Source organism: Pseudomonas sp. 57B-090624, assembly GCF_003234055.1.
Classification (GTDB): Bacteria; Pseudomonadota; Gammaproteobacteria; order Pseudomonadales; family Pseudomonadaceae; genus Metapseudomonas; species Metapseudomonas tohonis.
The window spans coordinates 1-19,877 of sequence record NZ_QKRU01000099.1; the positions used below are offsets into that span (position 1 = coordinate 1).

Consider the following 19,877-nt stretch of genomic DNA (forward strand, 5'->3'; position numbering starts at 1 on the left):
ACGAGTAGAACAGGCGCTGCTGCCCTCCCGGTAACTGCCCCATCATGCTATTCGCCCCCGCGCTCGCTGACAGAGCAATTTTGCCAACGGCATGGGGAGGACGCTACTTTTTCAACAGAATCGGCCGACAGCAGCCGCTCGAGACTGGCAGCTGTCGACCTATTTTTATCACTTGAGTCTGTCAGGACGAGGCATTATGTATTCGCCACACTGGACCATTACCGCAGCAAGCCCCGCATGCTCTGTTGCATGGAGGACTTGAAAGCAGCATCGCTGGCCAGCAGCCGATACAGCTCAAGGTCCTGACGCCGGCGTTTCAGCATGACTTCCTCGAAGATCTTCTCGAAAGCCAGGGTCCGGTGGTCCTCGTCCTGGCTCTGCTGGTATTTGGCCTCGAAGTCCGGGTGTTGCTGGATGCCTTGCAGGATGCTCAGGAACTTCACTCGCTGCTCTTCGGGAGTGACGTCCCAGCCTTGGAACCAGCGTTCGTTGAAGGTCTGGATGATCTGATCCAGGGGGTCTTTCTGCTGTTCGCCGCCATGCGCGCCCCGAGGATTCGGATTGGCGGGGTCGAGCTGGGTTTCCGAGTCGTCCAGTTCAATGGCATGGTTGAGCTTGATCCGCTCCAGGCCGTAGGAGGACAGGTCCACTGCATTGAGCAGGGCATCGATCTCGTCGGCGTCCTTGTCCTTGATCTTGAGCTTCGGGATCAGGAACTTGAGGAACCAGAAGAGCTTTTCCCAAGCCAGGATCTCGTAGGGCATGATCGACGCCATCTGGCCGTAGATCTTCACGAACTGCTTGGCCTTGATCTTGAAGTCGGCTTTTGCTTCCTCTTCAAGTTCGAGCTTCTCATCGAAGCGCTCGACGGCCGTGTCGATCAGCGGGCTCAGTTGCTCGGCATTGGCGTTGTCGAAATACAGTGCGGCGAAGCTCTCTACCTCCGGCCACTCGTAGACGCCTACCTCGTCCAGTTGATCCTTGAGCTCATGGAGCACGTTGATGTCCGTCGCGCTGGACAGGCTGGTGGCCGTGTAGAAGGGATCGAAGGACTTCTTGATGTCCTCGACCGAGTTGAAGAAGTCCAGGATGAACAGATCCTCAGTCTTCTTGCCCCACTTCGGCGCAGCTCGGTTGAGGCGCGACAGCGCCTGTACGGCGAGGACATCCTGCAGCTTCTTGTCCACATACATGGCGCACAGCTTGGGCTGGTCGAAACCGGTCAGGTACTTGTTGGCGACTACAAGCAGGCGGTAGTCGTCGCTGTCGAACTTGTCGCGAGTGTCCGCTTCGGCAAAGCCGTTGATCTGCGCCTCGCTGTACTCGACGCCATCGATCACCTTCTCGCCGGAGAAGGCGATCAACGCTTTGAACGGATTGCCTCGCGCCTCCAGCAACCGGCTGATGGCCTTGTGGTAACGGATGGCCGCCTCGATGTTCTGGGTGACCACCATGCCCTTCGCCTGGCCCTTGAGCTTCTTCGGGTTCACCACGTGGGCAATGAAGTGCTCCAGCATGATCTCCGCCTTGGCGTTGATGGTCTGCTGGTTGCGTTCGACATGGGCGCGCAGCTTCTTCTGCGCTTTCAGAGTGTCGAACAGCGGATTCCCTTCGATGGACTTCTGGATTTCGTAATAGCTCTTGTAGGTGGTGTAGTTGGCCAGCACATCAAGGATGAAGCCCTCCTCGATGGCCTGCTTCATGGAGTACAGATGGAACGGCTGGAAGCTGCCGTCCGGCTGCTGCTCGCCAAACTTCTCCAGGGTGCTGTTCTTCGGCGTGGCGGTGAAGGCGAAGTAGGAGGCGTTGCCGCGCATCTTGCTCTTCTTGATGGCGCTGAGAATCTTCTCCTGGGTATCGTCCTGCTCGTCGCTGCCCATCACCTTGTTCATCTTCCCGTGGGAGCTGCCATCCTGTGAGCTGTGCGCCTCGTCGATGATCACGGCAAAGCGCTTGCCGGCCATGTCGTCGATGCCATCGACGATGAAGGGAAACTTCTGGATGGTGGTGATGATGATCTTTTTGCCCTGCTCCAGCGCCAGCTTGAGATCCGCAGACTTCAGCGCCGGGGCGATGATGTTCTTCACCTCCGAAAATTCGCGGATGTTCTCGCGCAGCTGCTTGTCCAGCAGCCGCCGGTCCGTCACCACGATCACCGAGTCGAACAGCGGCACATCCAGGCCCCTGGCGCCGGCCACCTCGGGCGAAGCCGGATAGGTTTCGATCAGTTGATAGGCCGCCCAGGTGATGGAGTTCGACTTGCCCGAGCCTGCCGAGTGCTGGATCAGGTAGCGCTGGCCCACGCCATTGCAACTGGCATGGGCCACCAGGCGCCGTACCACGTCCAGCTGGTGGTAACGCGGGAAGAACAGCGTGCGTTTGGCCAGCGGCATCTTGCTGCTGCCATCCAGGCGTACGAAGTGCTGGATGATGTTGGCCACGCTTTCCCGGCTGAAGACTTCCTGCCACAGATAGGCGCTCTTGTGCCCCGTCGGGTTGGGCGGGTTGCCGGCACCGTGGTTGTGACCCTTGTTGAACGGCAGGAAAAACGTGGCGGCACCGGCCAGCTTGGTGGTCATGTAGACCTCGTCGGTGTCCACCGTCATATGCACCAGGCAGCGGCCAAACTGCAGCAGCGGCTGGCTGCTGTCGCGATCCTGGCGGTACTGCTTCTGCCCGTGATAACGGGCGGTCTGGCCGGTCCAGGGGTTCTTCAGCTCCAGGGTGGCGAAGGGCAGCCCGTTGATGAAGAGCACCATGTCGATCTCTTCCAGGGTATTGCTCAGGGAGTAGCGCACCTGGCGGGTACTACTGAAGATGTTCGCCGCGAAGTTGTGGCGGACCTTCTCCGAGCTGCTGGCCAGCGGCGCGGGGTACATCAGGTGCAGGTGCACATCGTCGATGGCCAGGCCGCGCTTGAGCAGATGCAGCATGCCGTACTTCTTCGCCAGCCGGTCGAAGCGTTCTAGGATGCGCAGATCCCAGTCGTCATAACGCTGCTGGAGGCGCTCCAGCTCATCGCCCTGGCTGTCCTGGAGGAACTGCCACAGCCAGCGGGTATCCACCGCGTAGCGGGCATTGAAGTCCTGGGTGCGACCCAGTCGGTAGCCATGGTGGGGGCTGAAAGGTTGCTCGGCGGCATCGTCGCGGATCGCTGCCTGCTCTTCCAGGCAGGTACCGGTCAGGTATTTCTCGATGCTTGCTTCCAGTGCCTGTTCGTTGGTCTTGCTCACCATGCCGGCTTCCTTGTGCCTGATTCGCTCGCCGTCGCCGTGCTGGCCGTCGCGGGGTGCGGATGTCTGAAAATATCCAGTCAGCGGGGGTTAGACATTCGTCCTTGCCCGCCGAAATATCTGATAACCCACTGATTTTTCTGGGTTTTATGCCTGCGATTGCGCGTGCAGGCTGGCTTTCCAATGTCTAGTGAGCTGGCTCGTTCGTCTAGTCACGCGTTGCTCAGTCAAATGAGCGATTCCTCCAACACCTTGAATCTACAGGGGTTTCAGGGCTTTCCCCAGCGGTGTTGGCCGCCTCAGTCAAATGGCCGTCAAATGAGATCGTGGCACGCCATCGCGCTGCCTGTTGCCGGCACCAAGACAACTTGAAACAGGGTCGGAGAATGTCTAGAAATATCTAACCATCAGCCTTTAGACATTTTCCAGAGCTTACCCTGCGGCTCGATAACCTTCTGATTCTTCAAGGCTTGAAGCAGATTCTTGATCTTGTTGGCCTTCTGCTGTTGGTCTAGAACCTCGGGGAGTTTGTCTAGCAGCAGCTTGTCGATATCGGCACGTCTGGCCGAGCCGGACCGCTTGATCAGGTCGCAGATCAGGCTCTTGTAGTGTGCATCGTCGAGACCGCGGGTACGGATGTACAGGGCCATGTCATCGCTGTGCCGCGCCACTTGGGCAGAAATATGGAAGTTGGGCTTGCGTCCTTCGATCAGCCCTTGCTGCTTGAGGTGGCGGGCCTGTGCATCGGTCAACGGCTTTCGCTTCTGCACCTGGTCCAGGAGGATGATGTCGTCCAGCGTCAGGTTGGGTAGCTCGGCCAGCTTGCGTGCATAGCCCATGTCGAGTACGCGCCCGGTGATGGTCACCTGCACGCGGTTTTGTTCCAGCTGGTATTCCGGCAGGGGGAAGAAGCGGTTTTTCTGGATCAGGAACATCTTGCGGATGCCGCTGCCGATGGTGTCGATCATGTTCAGATTGACCATGGCATCGGTGAGAAAGCGGTTGCGATAGCGGGTTTCCGGTGCGTCGGAGTGGATTACCTGCTCCACCGAGCCGGGGATAAAGGTGCCGGGGTTACTGAAGCACAGCCGTCCGTCCTCGAACTCCACCACAGTGACCTTGCCACCCAGCTCATAGTCCTGGTGGGCAATGGCATTGTTAAGCGCTTCGCGGATGATAAAAGGATCGTACTGGTCGACCTCCTCGGGAAACAGCGATCCATCCGACATGTAGCGGTACTTCAGGTTGCGGATCTTGCGGTAGACCTCGTCGGCGTCGACCAGCAACGGACAGGAAAAGTGTTTGTAGTCACGCTCCAGGCCGTCGCGATCCTTGAGAATCCAGGTGACGGTGGGCGAGGCGGGGTTGAGCCAGTGCGCCGCCTCAGGTTTGCCCAGCAGCAGAATGGCTGTACGGGTGATCTGCCCCTGGATTGCCAGCTTGGCTTTGTTGAGAAAGGTCTCATCGCTCCAGTTCGGCAACTCGTCAGCCAGCTTGGGATGCTTGGTGGCGTACTCGCGGCGGGCCAGGGCAATGGCCTCGTCGCTCAGGTCGTCTAGGGTAGCGCCGTGGCAGATGCCTGCACTCCAGTCTTGCAGGCGATTCTGGTTGCGGATGCGCTCGATCTCTTCAAGCGACAGCGGGCCGAGGGATTCGCCATCGCGGCCGTAATAGTGCCCTTCCCAAGCCACCGGCAGGCCTTGGGGGGCGGCGGGAATTTCCAGCAGCAGCACCCGGCCAGCGGGATGAAGAACCGTATGAATCTCGATAAAGGTCAGGCGCTGACTGACCTTGTCGGCCACTTCCTTCTTCAGCGACTGCAACTGCTTGGGCTGCTCGCGATAGCGTGTACCCACCACCTGCTGGTTATCCTTTACACCAAACACCAGCCAAGCGCTGGGTAGCCCCTTGAGGTTGGCCTCGTTGCTCAGCGCCGAGAAATAGCGGCCGAGCTTGTCGAAGTCGTAGCTGTTCTTGGCCTCCTTGAACTCCACCACCTCGTTCTCGCCGCTACCGGTCAGCAAACGCTGCAGTTGCTGCTGGGCATCCATCAGACCACCTCCATGTCCTGTGCCTCGGGCTCCACCACGCCCGGCACCTTGATCTTGCCGGTCACGGCGCTATTGATCAGGGTGGCTTTGTATTCCTTGAGTTTACTGATTTGTTGTTCCAGCAGCGTCACTGCAGCATTCTGCTTGAGCATGGACCGCTCGATAAACTCGACGATGGCCTGCTGTTCCTCAAGAGGCGGAACCAGAGTGATCAGTTGCTTGAATCCGTCCCAGTAAAGTCTCTTGCGGAAGTCGGTAATGCCCTTGGAGTAACGGTCCATCTGCTGGATAAAGCCGGGGGTACGATACTGGTGCTCGAAGTATCGGGGATCGAGGCATGGGCGGGGCACCGCAATGGTGTAGGCAGGGCTGACCATGCCCTCCACTCGTACCGCACCAATCGCCCCTTGCCAGGCCCGCATCATATTGAAAGCGATGTCGCCAGGGCGAACCCGGTTGTACTTGGTCTTGTCTTCGATCTTGACTCGACCACGGACGTTATCCTCCTCGGCGATTTCTTCCTCGGAAACACCGGAGTGGATGGAAACCGACAGCAAGGGCAACTCCTCCTGCCCAGGCTCGACACGCTCACGGAACAGGGCACGGTTGGCCATAAGTCGCCAATGCGCCGGAATCTCACCAATCCATTCGATACCGGAGTCGCGCATGGGCACATCGGGGTTCAGGCCACTGGTTACGGCCTGCTGGATCAGGATCTGCCTGCGCTCTTTCAGTAGCTCGATCTGGCGCTCCTTGACCTGGATTGCTTGATCGATTTGCACAGATTTCTGGTCTATAAACGCAGCAATGGCTTTTTGCTCTGGCAGCGGTGGATATGGAAATGTCTGGTTTTCCACGACCGCTACGGCTATGCCAGGTTGTGCTGAAGATTGAGACAGCCTGTTGAAGTTGGCGGTTCGAATTGTTTCGCCAAGCCATGTGACGCTGGCGCCGCTCTTCGGGTAGACAACTACTGCATGTTCAGATGCAAAGAAATCCCCTGAAGAATAATTTACATTGCCACATAATGCGCCTTGCCTGCCAATTAGCGGGAGTCTTCCAGAGTTGTTGAATGAATTTGTGAACCCTCTGAAGCCGTTTCCGCCAAAAACAGGGTATCCATCTTCTGTAAATTGCTCTGGTCGGATGGTGTCACCACTTCTGAGTTTGGCAATATGCTTTAATGCCTTGACCTCCCAATGCAGAGGGATTTGGTTGGCCCACTCAATTTCTGTATTTTTATAGCGCCCATAGTCGGGCAGCTTGACATACAAAGTAGTCATGCCGACACCCCCGAAACTTCCTTGACCTCCAGCCCCAAAATCTCTGCAATCAGCCCCTCCGCCTGTCGCTCCAGTGCGACGATCTCCCGCGCCACCTCATCCATGCTGCGCAGCGGCTGGTGCTTGTAGAAGTACTTGTTGAAGCTGATCTCGTAGCCGATCTTCACCGACTCCAGATTGATCCAGGCTTCCTCGACATGGGGCTGCACCTCGGCCTTGAAGAAACGGTGGATGGAGTCGGCCAGCGGGATGCTCTCGCTGTCGCGCAGGTCGCTGCTGGGTTCGTAGGTGATGACTTCGCCGGGCTTGCCGTGGGGGTAGTAGCCGAAGTCGGGCAGCTCGGCCTCGCTGCAATCCAGCCGCTGCAGCAGCGCCGCCAGCTGCTCGCGGTCGAACTTCTCCACCTTGCGGATCACCTTGGCGGCGTTTTCGTCGTACCAGCTCACCGCATTGAGCAGCTGGTTGCGCTCGCTGGCGCCGAGCTTGATGCCGGCCTCCTTGCCCAGTTGCTTGAGCACCTTGTCCACCTGTTTGGCGAACAGGTTGAAGTCGTCGAATTCGTCCGTGCCGATGGCCTGCATCAGGTAGTTGGCCACGGTCACCAGCAGGGACTGCTTGGCCCAGGTTTCCAGGCTCAGCAGCTTCTTGCGCTGCTTGGCGTTGAGCTCCAGGCCCTGTTCCTCGCACCAGGCGAGGATGGCTTTCTGCTGCCGGGCCAGGGTTTCGTCCAGGTACACCGCCTCGCCCCACTGCTGGTAGATCCACTGCATGGGCTCGCGCAGGGCCTTGTCGAAACGCAGGGTTTCGATGCGTTCGGCGCTGAACTGCGCCTTGCGCCGGTCCGGGCGCTCGATGCTGACCTTGTGGTAGCCGAAGTCGCGGTTGTCGAACACCCGCGCGGCGATGCCGTCGCCGCCGGCCGGGCGGTCGATGCTGGCCAGCTCGAGGTAGGTGCGGGTGATCAGCTCGATATGCTCGGGGGCGAACTCGCAGTTCTTGTTGCCGAGGTTCTTGCGCAGCTTGCGGTAGAGCAGGCTGGCATCGATCAGCTGCACCTTGCCGCGGCGCTGCGCCGGCTTGTTGCTCGACAGCAGCCAGATGTAGGTGGTGATGCCGGTGTTGTAGAACAGGTTGTTGGGCAGCTGGATGATGGCTTCGAGCAGGTCGTTCTCGATGATGTGGCGGCGGATGTTGCTCTCGCCGCCGCCGGCGTCGCCGGTGAACAGGCTGGAGCCGTTGTGCACCGAGGCGATGCGCGAGCCGATGCCGGTCTCGCCCGGCGCCTTCATCTTGCTGACCATCTCCATCAGAAACAGCAGCTGGCCGTCGCTGGAGCGCGGAGTGGCGTCCTGCACTTCTTCGTGGCCCCAGTAGTCCTTGAGCCTGACCTTGAAGCGCGGGTCGATGACCTCGCCATCCTCCTTGATGAACTTCTGCTCGCTGGCCCAGCTCTTGCCGTAGGGCGGGTTGGAGAGCATGAAGTCGAAGCGGCTGCCGGCGAACTCGTCGACCGACAGGGTTGAGCCGGGGCGGATGTGGGCGGGGTCGTTGCCCTTGATCATCATGTCCGACTTGCAGATGGCATAGGTCTCGTCGTTGATTTCCTTGCCGTAGAGGTGGATATCGCGCTGGATGCCCTGCGCCGGGTACTTCTCCTCGATGAAGTTCTGCGATTCGGTGAGCATGCCGCCGCTGCCGCAGGCCGGGTCGTAGATGGTCATGACCGTCGGTAGGCGATCCTTGATCGGGTCGAACACCAGGTGGGTCATCAGCTCGATCACTTCGCGCGGGGTGAAGTGCTCGCCGGCTTCCTCGTTGTTCTCTTCATTGAACTTGCGGATCAGCTCCTCGAACACATAGCCCATGCCCAGATTGCTCAAGGTCGGCAGGCGGTTGCCCTCCGGGTCCTCGATATCCTTGGGGGTCAGGTTGATGTAGGGCGAGGTGAACTTTTCCAGCACGTCCAGCAGCACGTCCTTGCTGGCCATGTGGCGCACCTGGGCCTTGAGGTTGAAGCGCCGGATGATGTCCTTGACGTTGCTGCTGAAGCCGTCGAGGTATTCCTCGAAGTTGGCCAGCAGGATTTGCTGGTTGTTGGTGGCGGTCTTGTGCAGCTGGCTCAGCGTCCACTTGCTGATGTTGTAGAACACGTAACCAGAGGCGGCCTGGAGGGCGCTTTCGTCCAGCTCGGTCAGGCCCATCTCGCCCTGCTGGAAGGCCAGCTCTTCCATCACCTTGGTCTTGTTCGGTTCCAGCAGGGCATCCAGCCGGCGTAGCACCACCATGGGCAGGATGACGTCGCGGTACTTGCCGCGCACGTAGACATCGCGCAGGCAGTCGTCGGCAATGGACCAGATGAAAGAAACCAGCTTGTTGTGGACCGCGTGGTTCACTGCAGATACTCCGTGTCAAAACGCTAGCCAGCCTGGGCATGCCAGGGGGTGCAGGCTAAACGCAGCATCTTAACCAAAGGAGTCGGTGCGGGGATGAAATCTCGTGCTCGGGGTATCAGACAGAATGAAGGGGCCTTTCAGCCCCTTCGTCGTTTCACTTGGTGAGCATGTCTTCCAGCTTCGCGATCAGGAAGTCCAGCGGGCTGCGGCCTTCCAGGCGCGTTTCGAAGACCTCGTTGCGGTGGTAGGCGACCCAGGTATCGAGCGCCTGGCGGTTGTTCTTCTCATAGCCGGAGCCGAGGATGCAGACCAGTTCGGTGCCGTTGGGGTTCTCGAGATAGTGGCCCATGGCCGAGGCCAGATGCTTCAGGTACTGGTGCTCGCGAGCTTCCGTCGACGGGTGCAGCTGGATGACGTTGTTGCGCTTGATCAGTTTCATGTGGGTACTCCTCAGGCCTTGAGATTGGCTTGGATCAGGTTGTCGAAGGCGCTTCCGTCTCGTCGGGTCAGGTTGGGCACGTAGCGCGAGTAGACGCGGAACAGCATCTCGGTGGTCGTATGGCCCATCTGCCGGGCGATCCACTCCGGGTTTTCACCGGCGGCCAGCCACAGGGTCGCTGCGGTATGGCGCGTCTGGTAAGGGCGCCGCTGGCGCAGCCCCAGGTGGCGAAGCAGTGGGTACCAGACCCGGTTGTTGATGTTGCGGTACGCGTAGGGCGTGCCTTCCCGGTTGCAGAAGACGAACTGGCCGGCACCGGTCTTCTGTCGCTGATCGAGCAGGGCCTGGTACACCGGTCCCGACATGTCGATCTCGCGCTGCGAGCCGTCATTCTTCGTATAGTCGAGCCGGCCACCGACCCAGCTTTCGCGGATCAGGATCTGCCGTCGCTGGAAGTCGACGTATTTCCACTGCAAGCCATCGATTTCTCCAGTGCGCATGCCCGTGAAGAAGCGCACCGTGTAGTAGTTGCGGAAGTCCTCGCGCACGGCATCGAGGATCTGCAGCACCTCCTCCAGGGTGAACGGCTCTACATCGGTCTTGGGGACCTTCAGCGATTTGATGTTGATGTACGGTGAAGTAAACTCGAAGCGGTCAGCCGCCTCACTGAGGATCATGCGCAATGGCGTCATGATGTGGTTGATTCGCGTCGCTGACAGAGCCTGACCCTTCAGCCCGGGAACTTTGCCGAGTGCCGAGCGGAAGGACAGGATTTCTGCCTTGGTGATGGCGCTGACCTCTTTCTTGCCGAATGCCGGCAGCAGATGCTTGTCGAGCGTCTGGCGCACCGTCGTGGTGTGTGTATCGCGCCATTCCACGCGCTTTTCTTCGAACCAGCGTTCGGCGAAGTCCCTGAACAGTGGCGTCTTCAACAGTGCGCAGCCAGCCTGCAGCCGTTCGAACTCCTGTACCTTGCCGCTCTGCGGGAAGTAGGTGGCGTAGTCGAAGCTGCCCAGCGTGATTTCAGCCTCGATGCGCTCGAGGATCTTCTCCAGCTTTTTCCGGTTGGCCGGTGTATCAGGCAGCGTGGTCTGCTCACGGCAGCGCTTGTCCAGGTAGGTGAAGTCGAAGAACAGCTTCTGGTTGTCGGAACGGGCGCGGATCTTACCCATGGCAGATACCTCCACCTGCCATCGGCACCAGGCTGGAGGTGCGGGAGTACTTCTGCATGTCCTCCTCGATGGCTTCCCAGATGAACAGGATCTTGCGGCCGCCAAAGGGGCGGAAGTAATGGATGCCTTCGAGCAGTACCGAGTCCTTCAGGCGGTTGCGGATGGTGCGCACGTCGTACTTCATGCGCGTAGCGAGTTCTTCAGTGGTCAGGTAGGTGTGAGACATGGCGATGCCCTCTCTGCTAAATTGAACTACAGAGGAGCCTTATGGGCTTCTTGAGCCTCATAATGATCTCCTGCAGATCAATATAACGTCTTTTTTGAGCTATGCAAGGAAAAAATGATCTCTAGAAGATCATTTTTCAGGAGAGAAGAATGGTTAAGTGCCATCTGTCCCGTCTACTGGGAGAGAGGAAGCTGAAGATCAGTGATGTGGTACGAGATACCGGCATCAACCGGGGAACCCTGACGCGGCTCTACCACGAGACCGCGCAGAGGGTTGAACTGAAGGACTTGGAGACGATCTGTCGGTATCTGAACTGCCAGGTAAGCGATCTGCTGGAGATACAGGAGGACCCGGAAGGCTGAGCTGCCTTCCGGATGTCTTCAGCCCCGGAAGTGCCAGTCGATGGAAGCCATCAGCATCAGGTAGCGCAAAGCCGAACCAGAATGGAGGTTCTGCCCTTGCTCGTCCGGCAGCTTGAGCTGCGCCCGGATGCCCAGATGAAGGTTCTCCACATCCGGGTTCTCGGGCATATGCTGGCTGAACGGTCGACGGATGTTTCCGAGCCTCTGGCGCCAATAGGATTTGGTGGTCTTGGGCTTGTTGGTGTCGTAGATGATCAGTTCTATGGCGCGGGCGGGGATGCCAATGGCGGTGAGCAGCCACAGGTAATCCCGCGCATGCTCCTCATCACGATCGCGGTAGAAGCGCAGCGTCGTTTCCGTCGTCCAGCAGCGCTCGACGAAGTCATCGATCACTCGCTGGGCACGCTCGCTGTCGGGGCCTTCGAGCAGTTCGTACAGGCGCTGTGCGTACTCGGTCACTGCGTCCCTGCCACCGTGCTTCGGAGGTGTGGGTAGCAGCGAGGTATATGAGGGATCGTTGGCATGCAGGGTGGATTGCAGCCTGTGCTTCGGTCTTGGAGTGTTGGTGCGCGAGGGCTGCTGCATATCACGGATATAGCGCGCCCGCTCCAGCATCAGCGCCCGATCTTCAGCAGAGAACTCGAGCCAATCGAGATTGACTTGGCGACCTGTCTGCTCGGCATACGAGGCATAGGCCAGCATCGACTCGATCGTTCGAACCCGCTCAATCGCCCAGTTGTGCTCTACCTGCTGAGCCTGGTTCCGGGGTGCTTTTTGCCGGGCTCGCCTGCGCTCTTTCAGCGGTTTGATCCGACCGATGATATCGAGCAGTTGCTGGCAATCTACAGAAACACCGTCGCTGGGCTCGGCCTTCATGGTGGGTTGGCTCACGCCGGCAATCGAGGCGATGTTGTAGGCGCTGAACAGCCAGTTTCGAGGACTCCACTGCCAAGCCATTGCCATGATCTGAGGCAGGCTATGGATGTAGTGCAGCAACGTGGTCTTCGGGCTGCCGTGGCCAAGGATGGCGCTGACGATATGCACGATGCGCCGGGTAGGGCCGCCTTTGGCAGAGAACAGCGCGCTGCGCAGCCTGAGGTCATCTCTCAGCCAGCGCATGGTCTGGGGCAGATCGCGGAAGATCATTTCCGGTGAGAACTCGCCGAGCGACGCCATCAGCTTGAGCGACAACCAGGTGGCGCAGGAATGGCGCAGGTGGTGGTAATGCACGCTCTCAGAGCCAGTGACCGCACGCATGCATCCGTGCAAAGCAGGAAGCAGGCTGCTCTCACTGATCCACAGAGTTTTCAGCTGCGGGATGCAGAACAGGTACTCCGAGGCTGGATTTGCAGCCTCCTCCTCTAGGCGCTGTCGATACCAGTCTATGAGCAGCTGGAGCTCATCAGGTTCCAGCAGCACGCGTAGCGGTAGTCGCCGGACGGCATTCTGGGTTTTCAGCCCGCGCTGTGCATGAGGACGAATGAGCAGATCGACCGGCAGCTCCAGCCCAGCCAGCTCCTCGCTGGACAGCTTGCGCATGTTCGGATGCCGTTTTTGAATGCGCGCACTCGCTTCTGTAGCCAGTTCGGGCAGGTGCAGATCACAGAGGCGCAGCTTCAAAGCCTCGTTCCGTCGTAGCCCCAGTCTGAACCCCAGAATCAGAAACAGTCTGGCTGCAGTGACCAACTGTGGCGTTCGCAATTCCAGCCCGCAGGTACCGAGCGCTTGCAGCACGGACTGGTACTGATCTTCGCTGAGAATGCGTGCATCCACTCGGGTCATGCCCTTGCCAATGCCAAGCAGCGAGTAAGGGCTGATTGGAGGGTAGCTGTAGCGGCGCTGCAGGAAGGTATGGAATTCATGGATGGCTTTGGCCAGGGTGCGCCGTTTGCCATCAGTGCTTTGAGCCTCCAACGCCGACTCATAAACGATTTCCAGGGCATCAGTTTCGAGCTCGAAAATACTCGCGCCATCCAGTTGCGACACCAACGCAGGACCGAGCAGTCGAGCATAGCGAGCGATGGTGCTGCGCCCGATGTCATGGCCGTATGCTGATGCTCCATTGAGCATGAATGCGATCCAGCCTTGGACGAGATCGGCGAGCTCTGCTTGAGCCTCGGTTTGCAGTGGTATCTCGCTAGATTCGCCTGCCCGGATCCGCTGGCACAGCTCCAGCACCCAGTCGGGGGCATCGGGATCCTTGGCGGTATCCGAACGATTGTCATCCCCATAGGCTCCGGCTGGGTCTTCCAGATCGGCATGGCCGAACATGTCGCCCCAGCTTGACGGGCGTATCGATTGGGAGACGAACGCTTGCCGGCAGGCGAAATTCACCAGCATTTGGGACAGGCGCAATTGCATCTGCATTCGCAGCAGATCCAGCAGCTCGGTCAGGTTGCGAGGCAGATCCTGCTCAGGCATGCCTGCCGCTCTCAAAAAGGAGTGGATGCACCGGAGCTTTCCACCCTTACGCTGCACTTGCTCCTTCCTTGCGCGAACATCATCCGCACAGCGGATCAGCAGCGCCAACGTGGCCGGGTCAGGGAACCACTGACGGTACTCGGCCTCGTCCGTGCCGCGGATCGAGAGTGGCAGGCGGATCTCCGGGATACCTGCCAGCCATTCGATGCTTTTCAGCGGCACCTCGAGCACAGCGTTCAGCTGAGCCAGATCCATCAGGCCGCCGCAATAGGCTGAACTCAGCAGTAACAGGCCGATGCGTTCTTCCGCATCGAGCGAGTCGAGGCTGAGCTTTAGACCTTGCCGCAGGGCTTGGAGCACCTGATGGCTGTGCAGGAGACGTTCGGCCGTGTAGAGGTCGGGATTGATCGGATTCGCTGCGCGTTTGATAGCGATGGCGATTCGCGCAAGCGGGAATCTCGGAATCTGCTGCCTTAACCGCTGGGTAATGCGGCGCAGCATATTGCGTAGCGGATAATCCATACCCAGGTGGGATTCCAGCTCGCGGACATGCTCAGTCGAGATTCCGCGCATGGCGCATTCGCCCAACAGCAATTTCCCAAATTGCGTTCCGGATTCCTTTGCTATCGCTCTCAAGCGATTCCGCGTATCGGCCAGTGAGTCCGGCTCCCGATCGGCCCAGATGGCACTTTGGAACGGATCACTCAGACGAATGTTGTTCATTCCGTCACCCACGAGCTAGCGAGTGCGGACCAGCCCAGCTCCTTCAACAGCGGAGTAATCCACTCATCAATCGTCCTGGCATATGTCGCTGGACAGAACGATGAGTACGCATCCAATGGTTCCTCGCCTCGAAGCCAGTGCCCCATGAACGCGGCTAAGGGCTCGGCAGGGCAGCCGCGTTCAGTCAGCTCGGTGCGGAGGAACTTTCGGTAGCCATTGATTCGATGCGTGGTGTAGCCAGGCACCAGCTTCATTTGCCTATAGATACGGGATGGGGTGATCTCATCCCGACGCCAGCCGGTCGGTGTAATCCGCAGAAAAAAACCACGCGACCATCTGCCGCCCCCATCATCCTGTGGCAGGTAGCCCGTCAGCTCTTGGCTGATGGCTGCGCAATGCAGAAAGTAGTGTGCGATTTGCCGCCTCAACATGGGTGGCATGCAAATCAAGCGGCTCATATGACGATCACCGCTGTCCTTGTCAGAAAGCGCGCCCATGCCTAGGTCCGCATCGAATTCATCGATAAACAGCAGAGGGTTACGAATCGCTCTACAACCTGTCACTAGCATGAACATTTGCACAGTCCACAGGGTGTAGCAGTTGTGCCAGACGAGCATCTCGCTGAGGCGACCCATCGGCTTTTTGCGCAGCACCTCTGCCATCGCGCTCACATTGCCCTCAATGGTTTCGGGCAACAGGCAGTGGGTCGCACCTAATCCGCCTTGCTGAGTCTGCTTGAACTCGATGGGTTCGTACGCCAGGCCGGCACAGGCATAAACCTGTTGCAGTACTCGCTCCAACGAGTCCACATAGATCTGGCGTAGATAGTCAGCATCGAGTTGCAGGTAATAGCGCGGTGTCTGTGCCGAAGGCATCGTAACGCCGGAGAGCATCGATGCCGCAGCTACGTCATGCGTATCTGATACGAGCTGGTGGAACAGGTAGCTCTGCAGCTTGTTCAGCGTGAATCGTCGGTCACCTCCACCCAGCTGATGCAAAACCGCTTTCACCTCGCCTTCGAGTTCATTGGCTTGACATGTGAATACGAGGCTAGATGAGGGAGGAAAGGCCTCTCGGAGAGCGTCGACCATGGCTGAGCTGCCAGCCAGATCAGGCAGCAGAATTCGTAACGCTGCGCGTCGAATTCCCGCAGTAGCTTGCCAACGATCATCACCCACCAGCTCTGGCCGCCGAACGATCATGCTGAACTGTGCAGGCGCCCCAGAAATGAGAATCAACCCATCAGAGTCCTCCGCTGTGCTGTCCGCCACCGTCATCTCCAATATCTGGGCAGCAGGCTGCCCCAGCCACAGGCAAACATGGATCATGAGGATCGCCTCCATCCTGCGCCGCAGCCCGGATGTGTCCTGCGTGTGACCAAGTTCTTGCCTACACGCATAAAACAGATCGCTGGCACCGAACAACAGATCTCGCAGCTCCGACAGGGTGAATTGGTTATACGAAAAAGGCACATATTGTCGGCTGCGAACGATATGAGCCTCAATGGCCTGCTGGCTCAGAAGATCTGCGACATACGGCCGTTCGCAGCCATCATCATCGAGTAGCCAAATCTCGGTTTCCGAAGATAATTCCTCTGGTGCCAGCTCTCCGTCTACTGATCCGGTTGGCTCCCATAAAATGCTGTAGTAGCCCGGTAGCTGGTCGGGATCATCGGGGTCTGCAAGGGCAAACCCCAATGGATTGTCTGCGATGAAGTGAGATAGTTCTGGACCTGTGAGTCTTGGGCGTGGGCCATGATGCCCACCTCCCCCAGATCTGACTTTAGGTTCGTCGCCACTACAGTATGCAACCAGTCGGCAGATTGACTTTAGGGCTTTTGAGCTTTCAGATTCGTTTTCTTGAGGATGAAAAATCCGGCACGCCCTTACAAACGCATCGGTTTCTCCCCATATTTTCAATTGATCCGGAATGTCGATCTGCTTTAAATCACACAGCCGACGCAAATCTAAAAAAACAGCGTACCGCTGCGATTGGAGCCTATCTGTATTTCGTCGCTGAAAAACAGATAGCAGCTGCGCAAGCAATCGATAGTAGTCTTGCTCATTTTCAGAATCGCGAGGCGCATGCCAGATAGCTGCGTAAGGAAATCCAAACTTTTTTACGCCTTGGTTAAGCACAGGATTTCGGATAGGGGGTGGGTTTCCAAGCCAAAAACTTTTACCAAACAAAGCTTCGATGTTTGGTTGAGCCCCCAGTGAAGCAATCCATTTGCACGTACTTAGCAGAACCGCCTTGTCGATACCGTCGAAACTAAATTTTGGTTCGACTTCCGAGGCGTTTAATGCCTTTATAAGCCCCATGGATATCCTCGGCAAGTCGATAAGATCTGGATGTGCATCCATCAAGTCCAGAATATATTTAACCGCCCTGCCCGACTGCTCCGCCTCCTTCGCAAGGGACAATATGCGCTCGTTGTTTTTCATCGATACTCTCCATTCGGCTTGATTCCTTTTATTGGCTTTACTCCTGTCATCTTTGAAAGATGCGCATAGCTGCGATACTGATTGGGCCACAGGCTCTTATTGTTAGAAACAAGTTCATACAGCACCTTGACCTGCTGCGGCCTTGTCTGAAACAGGGCAGGACCAACAAGCCTCTCGATGAGGAATTGTTTTCTGATATCTTCCCGTGAATAGGATTTATTGAATTCAATGCAGAAAGCCTGTGTGCTGGCTGGCATATGAGCAGCCATCCAGCGATACAGTACGGCTCTACCTATGCAGCAATATTCATCCTCGCCAACGACAATCAGTGGATGAGCCATGTTTATTTTCTCTGCCAGAGCAATAGGAATTAACTCGCGATCCGGAACCTTGGTTGGTGCCAGGTCCAGCTCTTGTTCCAAGCGTATTATTTCTGAGTGCATTCCCGTTATTTTTGAAAGCTGGATTTTTTTCATTGGTGCCTCACGTTCATGTTCACATAGTGACTAATGCACGCGAGGAGTCCCCATTTTCGAAGGCTGGCTTTTTACGAGACTGCAGAATTTCAGGTGAGACGCTGATGATCCGTTTCCGCGCATGCGCGGAAAACGGGCTGGGTTATCAACCGAGACGGGCTCAACGCGGCCAGCCATATTTCCGATCCTCAACCCCCTCCAGTGCCTCGTCCAGCGTGGCGAACTGCCCCCAACTGCTCGGGCAGTCGGGTGATTTGCCATCCAGACAGTTCATAACGGATACCAGCCGGCCAGGTCGCGAACTAGCGCTGCCGGCATTCGGCGATATGCTGTTCCAGGTCTGCTACGGCGTGAGCCGGCATGTGCTGGCGCAGGAGCATCTGCACGCGTCGTTCCTCGGCCTCACGTCCGCCAGTTCCGAACCAGCATACTGTTTCGATAAATGGCCGCATCAGCCAGCGCTGGCGGTGCTGATCGCTGCGCGCATCGAGCGGCGTATTGTCGAATCCATCAGGTAGGGCCGGATTGATCAGTACGCCACTGATTGTTGCCTCTGCGTGGAATACATAGCCATCTATCAGCAGGCTGCGCGTGCAGGCGGCGCGGCCCCCACTGAGGTTGCAACGCTCAAGCCCCTGCTCGATGTCCTGGAGAAGCGTGAGCGCCGTTTCACGCATGGCTCGCAGCAGTGAACGCTCATTCATGATGCGCCATCCCTCTGCCCGCGCCATGCGGCCCACCCCCACAGAAGTGTTCCGCTACCAAGCAGCACCCACAGCAGGCTGGTAGGAAGTTCCAGGCCCAACTGCCCGGCAGCAATTCCGGCAAGAAATGCCAGCGCTGGGACAAGCGTTATTTTTTGCATGGTTTTCCTCTGCTGATTCAGTCGCAGCAAACTCTATATCAACGCGAAGCGTGTCAGAGGCCATACAAGGAAAAATGCTCACTTCCTAATTTGGGACTTTACTTGAGCACTATTAGAAGGAGGCGGCAGATTCCCTGCTGCCAATCCCCAAACTAGGATTTTGAAATGTCTGAATGGATGGAGATGGTCGGAAAATTCAGCGACCGGGAAGTGGCTAGACGATTCGGGGTCAGTGCCAGCAAGGTGCGTCGCTACCGGTTGAAAACCAAAATCTCATATTGTGTCAATCCAGAAATACCAGATGGCCTTGCTGATGGAATGATATCAATGACGAACTATCAGCTCTGCCGGAAGTTCGGCGTTTCTATGGCGAGAATTTCCGAGTTGAGGTTGAAGCTCGAAGTGCCGGAGCCAAGACTCGAAAGAGAGAAATTCCAGCCACTAGAGCCAGGATTCTGGACTGATGGGGCTGTATCGCTGCTCGGAACCATGCCTGACCCGGAACTGGCTGATCGCCTCGGCATCAGTCGTTTTCCGGTTAAGCAGAAGAGACAGGAGCTTGGCATTGCCCCATACAGAAAGGAGTATCCTGAAATCTCGGCCGAGATTGCAGCAGAATTTGGCGTCGTTTCGGATGGCATTATCGCGAAGCGACTGGGTGTTTCGACGAGCTTCGTACAGCGAGCCCGTAAGAAGTGGCTGGATAGGGAGGTCGATTGACGGGGTGAGACTTGGGCTTTCCGCGTATGCGCGGAAAGCCCACTTCCGAGTCATATCTTTGAGCTGAACAGTGGCATGTGTAGATTGATGAGGATTTTCGCTTTTCATCACCAGATGGCTTGAGCAAGAACTCCTCTAGGCGGCCAGGGTTTTGATGTCGTCGGCAGTAGGGAAATGCCGCAGAAGGTATTTATTAACGCGGCAATCAAATAGCACATCTCAAGCATTCACAAAAACCATTAAATTCAATAGCTTATGGATATAAAGATTGATCGCTACTTGCCCTGTTAAATTGCCGGGTTAATAGCTTCGTTTCGGATGCTTTCTGGGATTTCAGGAGTTATACAGATATTTTTGAGAAATGCTCAGGTCTGTATGACGTTGCGGCTGCGCTCGTATGGCAAAGTCATTTTCATCTCCTGTGCGTTTCAAGAGATTGGCTTCGCGAAAAATATACTCGCTATCTGTAAATAAAAATAGATACTAATCCGTCGCAACCTCTCTGTAGCAAGAGCTATAAATAAGTACGGCCGCCCTAGGTGTCACTAACTATCCAACGAGTCTCTGCGCTTGCTGCATAGCAACGATTTACCTGCTAAGGCAGATGCCTCAATCTTAGCGAACGCATCGACTGCCTCCAGACTGAAAAAGCTGCGGTAACGTGGTGATTTCTGCAGTCTGCGTAACTTTTCGATGGCAGCCTTACGGATATTTGCAGGTGCACTCTTCGCGTCAATGGTCATGTCTGACTCCTCGTCCCCGCCCAGCATCGTAGAAAATCAGAGTATCAGCAAGTTGTATCGATTGTATTACCTCTAAGCTGTCTACAGTGTCCTTGTAGACTTCGCGGTCGAGGTGCCATGCGCGCCATGAGCCAGACCACCGCAACCGGTTTACTGATAGACCCCGTATTCGATACGTTCGAGATAATTCTCGATGGCCGGCGGTTGCAGGAGCTGAGTGCAACACGGTTATTGAATTGAAGCCGGAGCATCATGCCGCATCGCCATGGCATTTTGCATGACCTCTCCCATCACCTCGATGGGGCATTTGAAGTCGAAGCGCTTGC

At 57.2% G+C, this 19,877-nt stretch carries 14 protein-coding genes; 2 read left to right on the top strand and 12 right to left on the bottom strand.

Features of this window, described 5'->3' with window-relative positions; all coding sequences use genetic code 11:
- Window positions 1-218: 218 nt before the first annotated feature.
- From DMX10_RS29360 to DMX10_RS29390, 7 genes are all read right to left on the bottom strand, one after another.
- Window positions 219-3,236: a type I restriction endonuclease subunit R gene (locus DMX10_RS29360; protein ID WP_042929874.1), complete on the bottom strand. Its 3,018-nt coding sequence runs from the start codon at window positions 3,234-3,236 to the stop codon at window positions 219-221.
- Window positions 3,237-3,640: 404 nt separating this feature from the next.
- Entirely contained in the window at window positions 3,641-5,284 is a 1,644-nt protein-coding gene (locus DMX10_RS29365) for an RNA-binding domain-containing protein (RefSeq protein ID WP_033959634.1), read from the bottom strand.
- A complete protein-coding gene (locus tag DMX10_RS29370; protein WP_079281400.1) occupies window positions 5,284-6,567 on the bottom strand; it encodes a restriction endonuclease subunit S in 1,284 nt (427 codons plus the stop codon). Before DMX10_RS29370 ends, DMX10_RS29365 begins: the two co-directional genes overlap by 1 nt.
- A complete protein-coding gene (locus tag DMX10_RS29375) occupies window positions 6,564-8,960 on the bottom strand; it encodes a class I SAM-dependent DNA methyltransferase (protein WP_003302565.1) in 2,397 nt (798 codons plus the stop codon). The genes DMX10_RS29370 and DMX10_RS29375 overlap by 4 nt, the downstream gene beginning before the upstream one ends.
- Before the next feature lie 154 nt (window positions 8,961-9,114).
- Window positions 9,115-9,399: a hypothetical protein gene (locus DMX10_RS29380; protein ID WP_003302568.1), complete on the bottom strand. Its 285-nt coding sequence runs from the start codon at window positions 9,397-9,399 to the stop codon at window positions 9,115-9,117.
- An 11-nt stretch (window positions 9,400-9,410) separates the two neighbouring features.
- Window positions 9,411-10,571, bottom strand: coding sequence for a site-specific integrase (locus DMX10_RS29385; protein WP_003302569.1), 1,161 nt, complete (start codon window positions 10,569-10,571; stop codon window positions 9,411-9,413).
- On the bottom strand, window positions 10,564-10,797 hold the full coding sequence (locus DMX10_RS29390) for a hypothetical protein (protein ID WP_003302571.1): 234 nt from the start codon (window positions 10,795-10,797) through the stop codon (window positions 10,564-10,566). Before DMX10_RS29390 ends, DMX10_RS29385 begins: the two co-directional genes overlap by 8 nt.
- Window positions 10,798-10,946: 149 nt before the next feature.
- On the opposite strand from DMX10_RS29390, the gene DMX10_RS29395 reads away from it, so the two are divergent.
- On the top strand, window positions 10,947-11,159 hold the full coding sequence (locus DMX10_RS29395) for a helix-turn-helix transcriptional regulator (protein WP_003302572.1): 213 nt from the start codon (window positions 10,947-10,949) through the stop codon (window positions 11,157-11,159).
- An 18-nt stretch (window positions 11,160-11,177) separates the two neighbouring features.
- On the opposite strand, the gene DMX10_RS29400 is transcribed toward DMX10_RS29395, so the two are convergent.
- From DMX10_RS29400 to DMX10_RS29410, 4 genes are all read right to left on the bottom strand, one after another.
- Window positions 11,178-14,303, bottom strand: a complete 3,126-nt coding sequence (locus tag DMX10_RS29400; RefSeq protein ID WP_085990641.1) for a tyrosine-type recombinase/integrase — start codon at window positions 14,301-14,303, stop codon at window positions 11,178-11,180.
- Window positions 14,300-16,747: a hypothetical protein gene (locus tag DMX10_RS33355; RefSeq protein WP_227274817.1), complete on the bottom strand. Its 2,448-nt coding sequence runs from the start codon at window positions 16,745-16,747 to the stop codon at window positions 14,300-14,302. The genes DMX10_RS29400 and DMX10_RS33355 overlap by 4 nt, the downstream gene beginning before the upstream one ends.
- Complete coding sequence (locus DMX10_RS32640; protein WP_036999595.1) at window positions 16,744-17,223, bottom strand: hypothetical protein; 480 nt, start codon at window positions 17,221-17,223, stop codon at window positions 16,744-16,746. Before DMX10_RS32640 ends, DMX10_RS33355 begins: the two co-directional genes overlap by 4 nt.
- 302 nt (window positions 17,224-17,525) lie before the next feature.
- The gene (locus DMX10_RS29410; protein ID WP_003302579.1) at window positions 17,526-17,927 is read right to left on the bottom strand and encodes a hypothetical protein; all 402 of its coding nucleotides are present in this window, start codon (window positions 17,925-17,927) and stop codon (window positions 17,526-17,528) included.
- Between the two features lie 326 nt (window positions 17,928-18,253).
- Here DMX10_RS29410 and DMX10_RS29415 point away from each other — a divergent pair, with 326 nt between their 5' ends.
- On the top strand, window positions 18,254-18,808 hold the full coding sequence (locus DMX10_RS29415) for a hypothetical protein (protein ID WP_025297863.1): 555 nt from the start codon (window positions 18,254-18,256) through the stop codon (window positions 18,806-18,808).
- Between the two features lie 545 nt (window positions 18,809-19,353).
- On the opposite strand, the gene DMX10_RS29420 is transcribed toward DMX10_RS29415, so the two are convergent.
- Complete coding sequence (locus tag DMX10_RS29420) at window positions 19,354-19,551, bottom strand: hypothetical protein (RefSeq protein ID WP_041014693.1); 198 nt, start codon at window positions 19,549-19,551, stop codon at window positions 19,354-19,356.
- Between the last annotated feature and the right edge of the window lie 326 nt (window positions 19,552-19,877).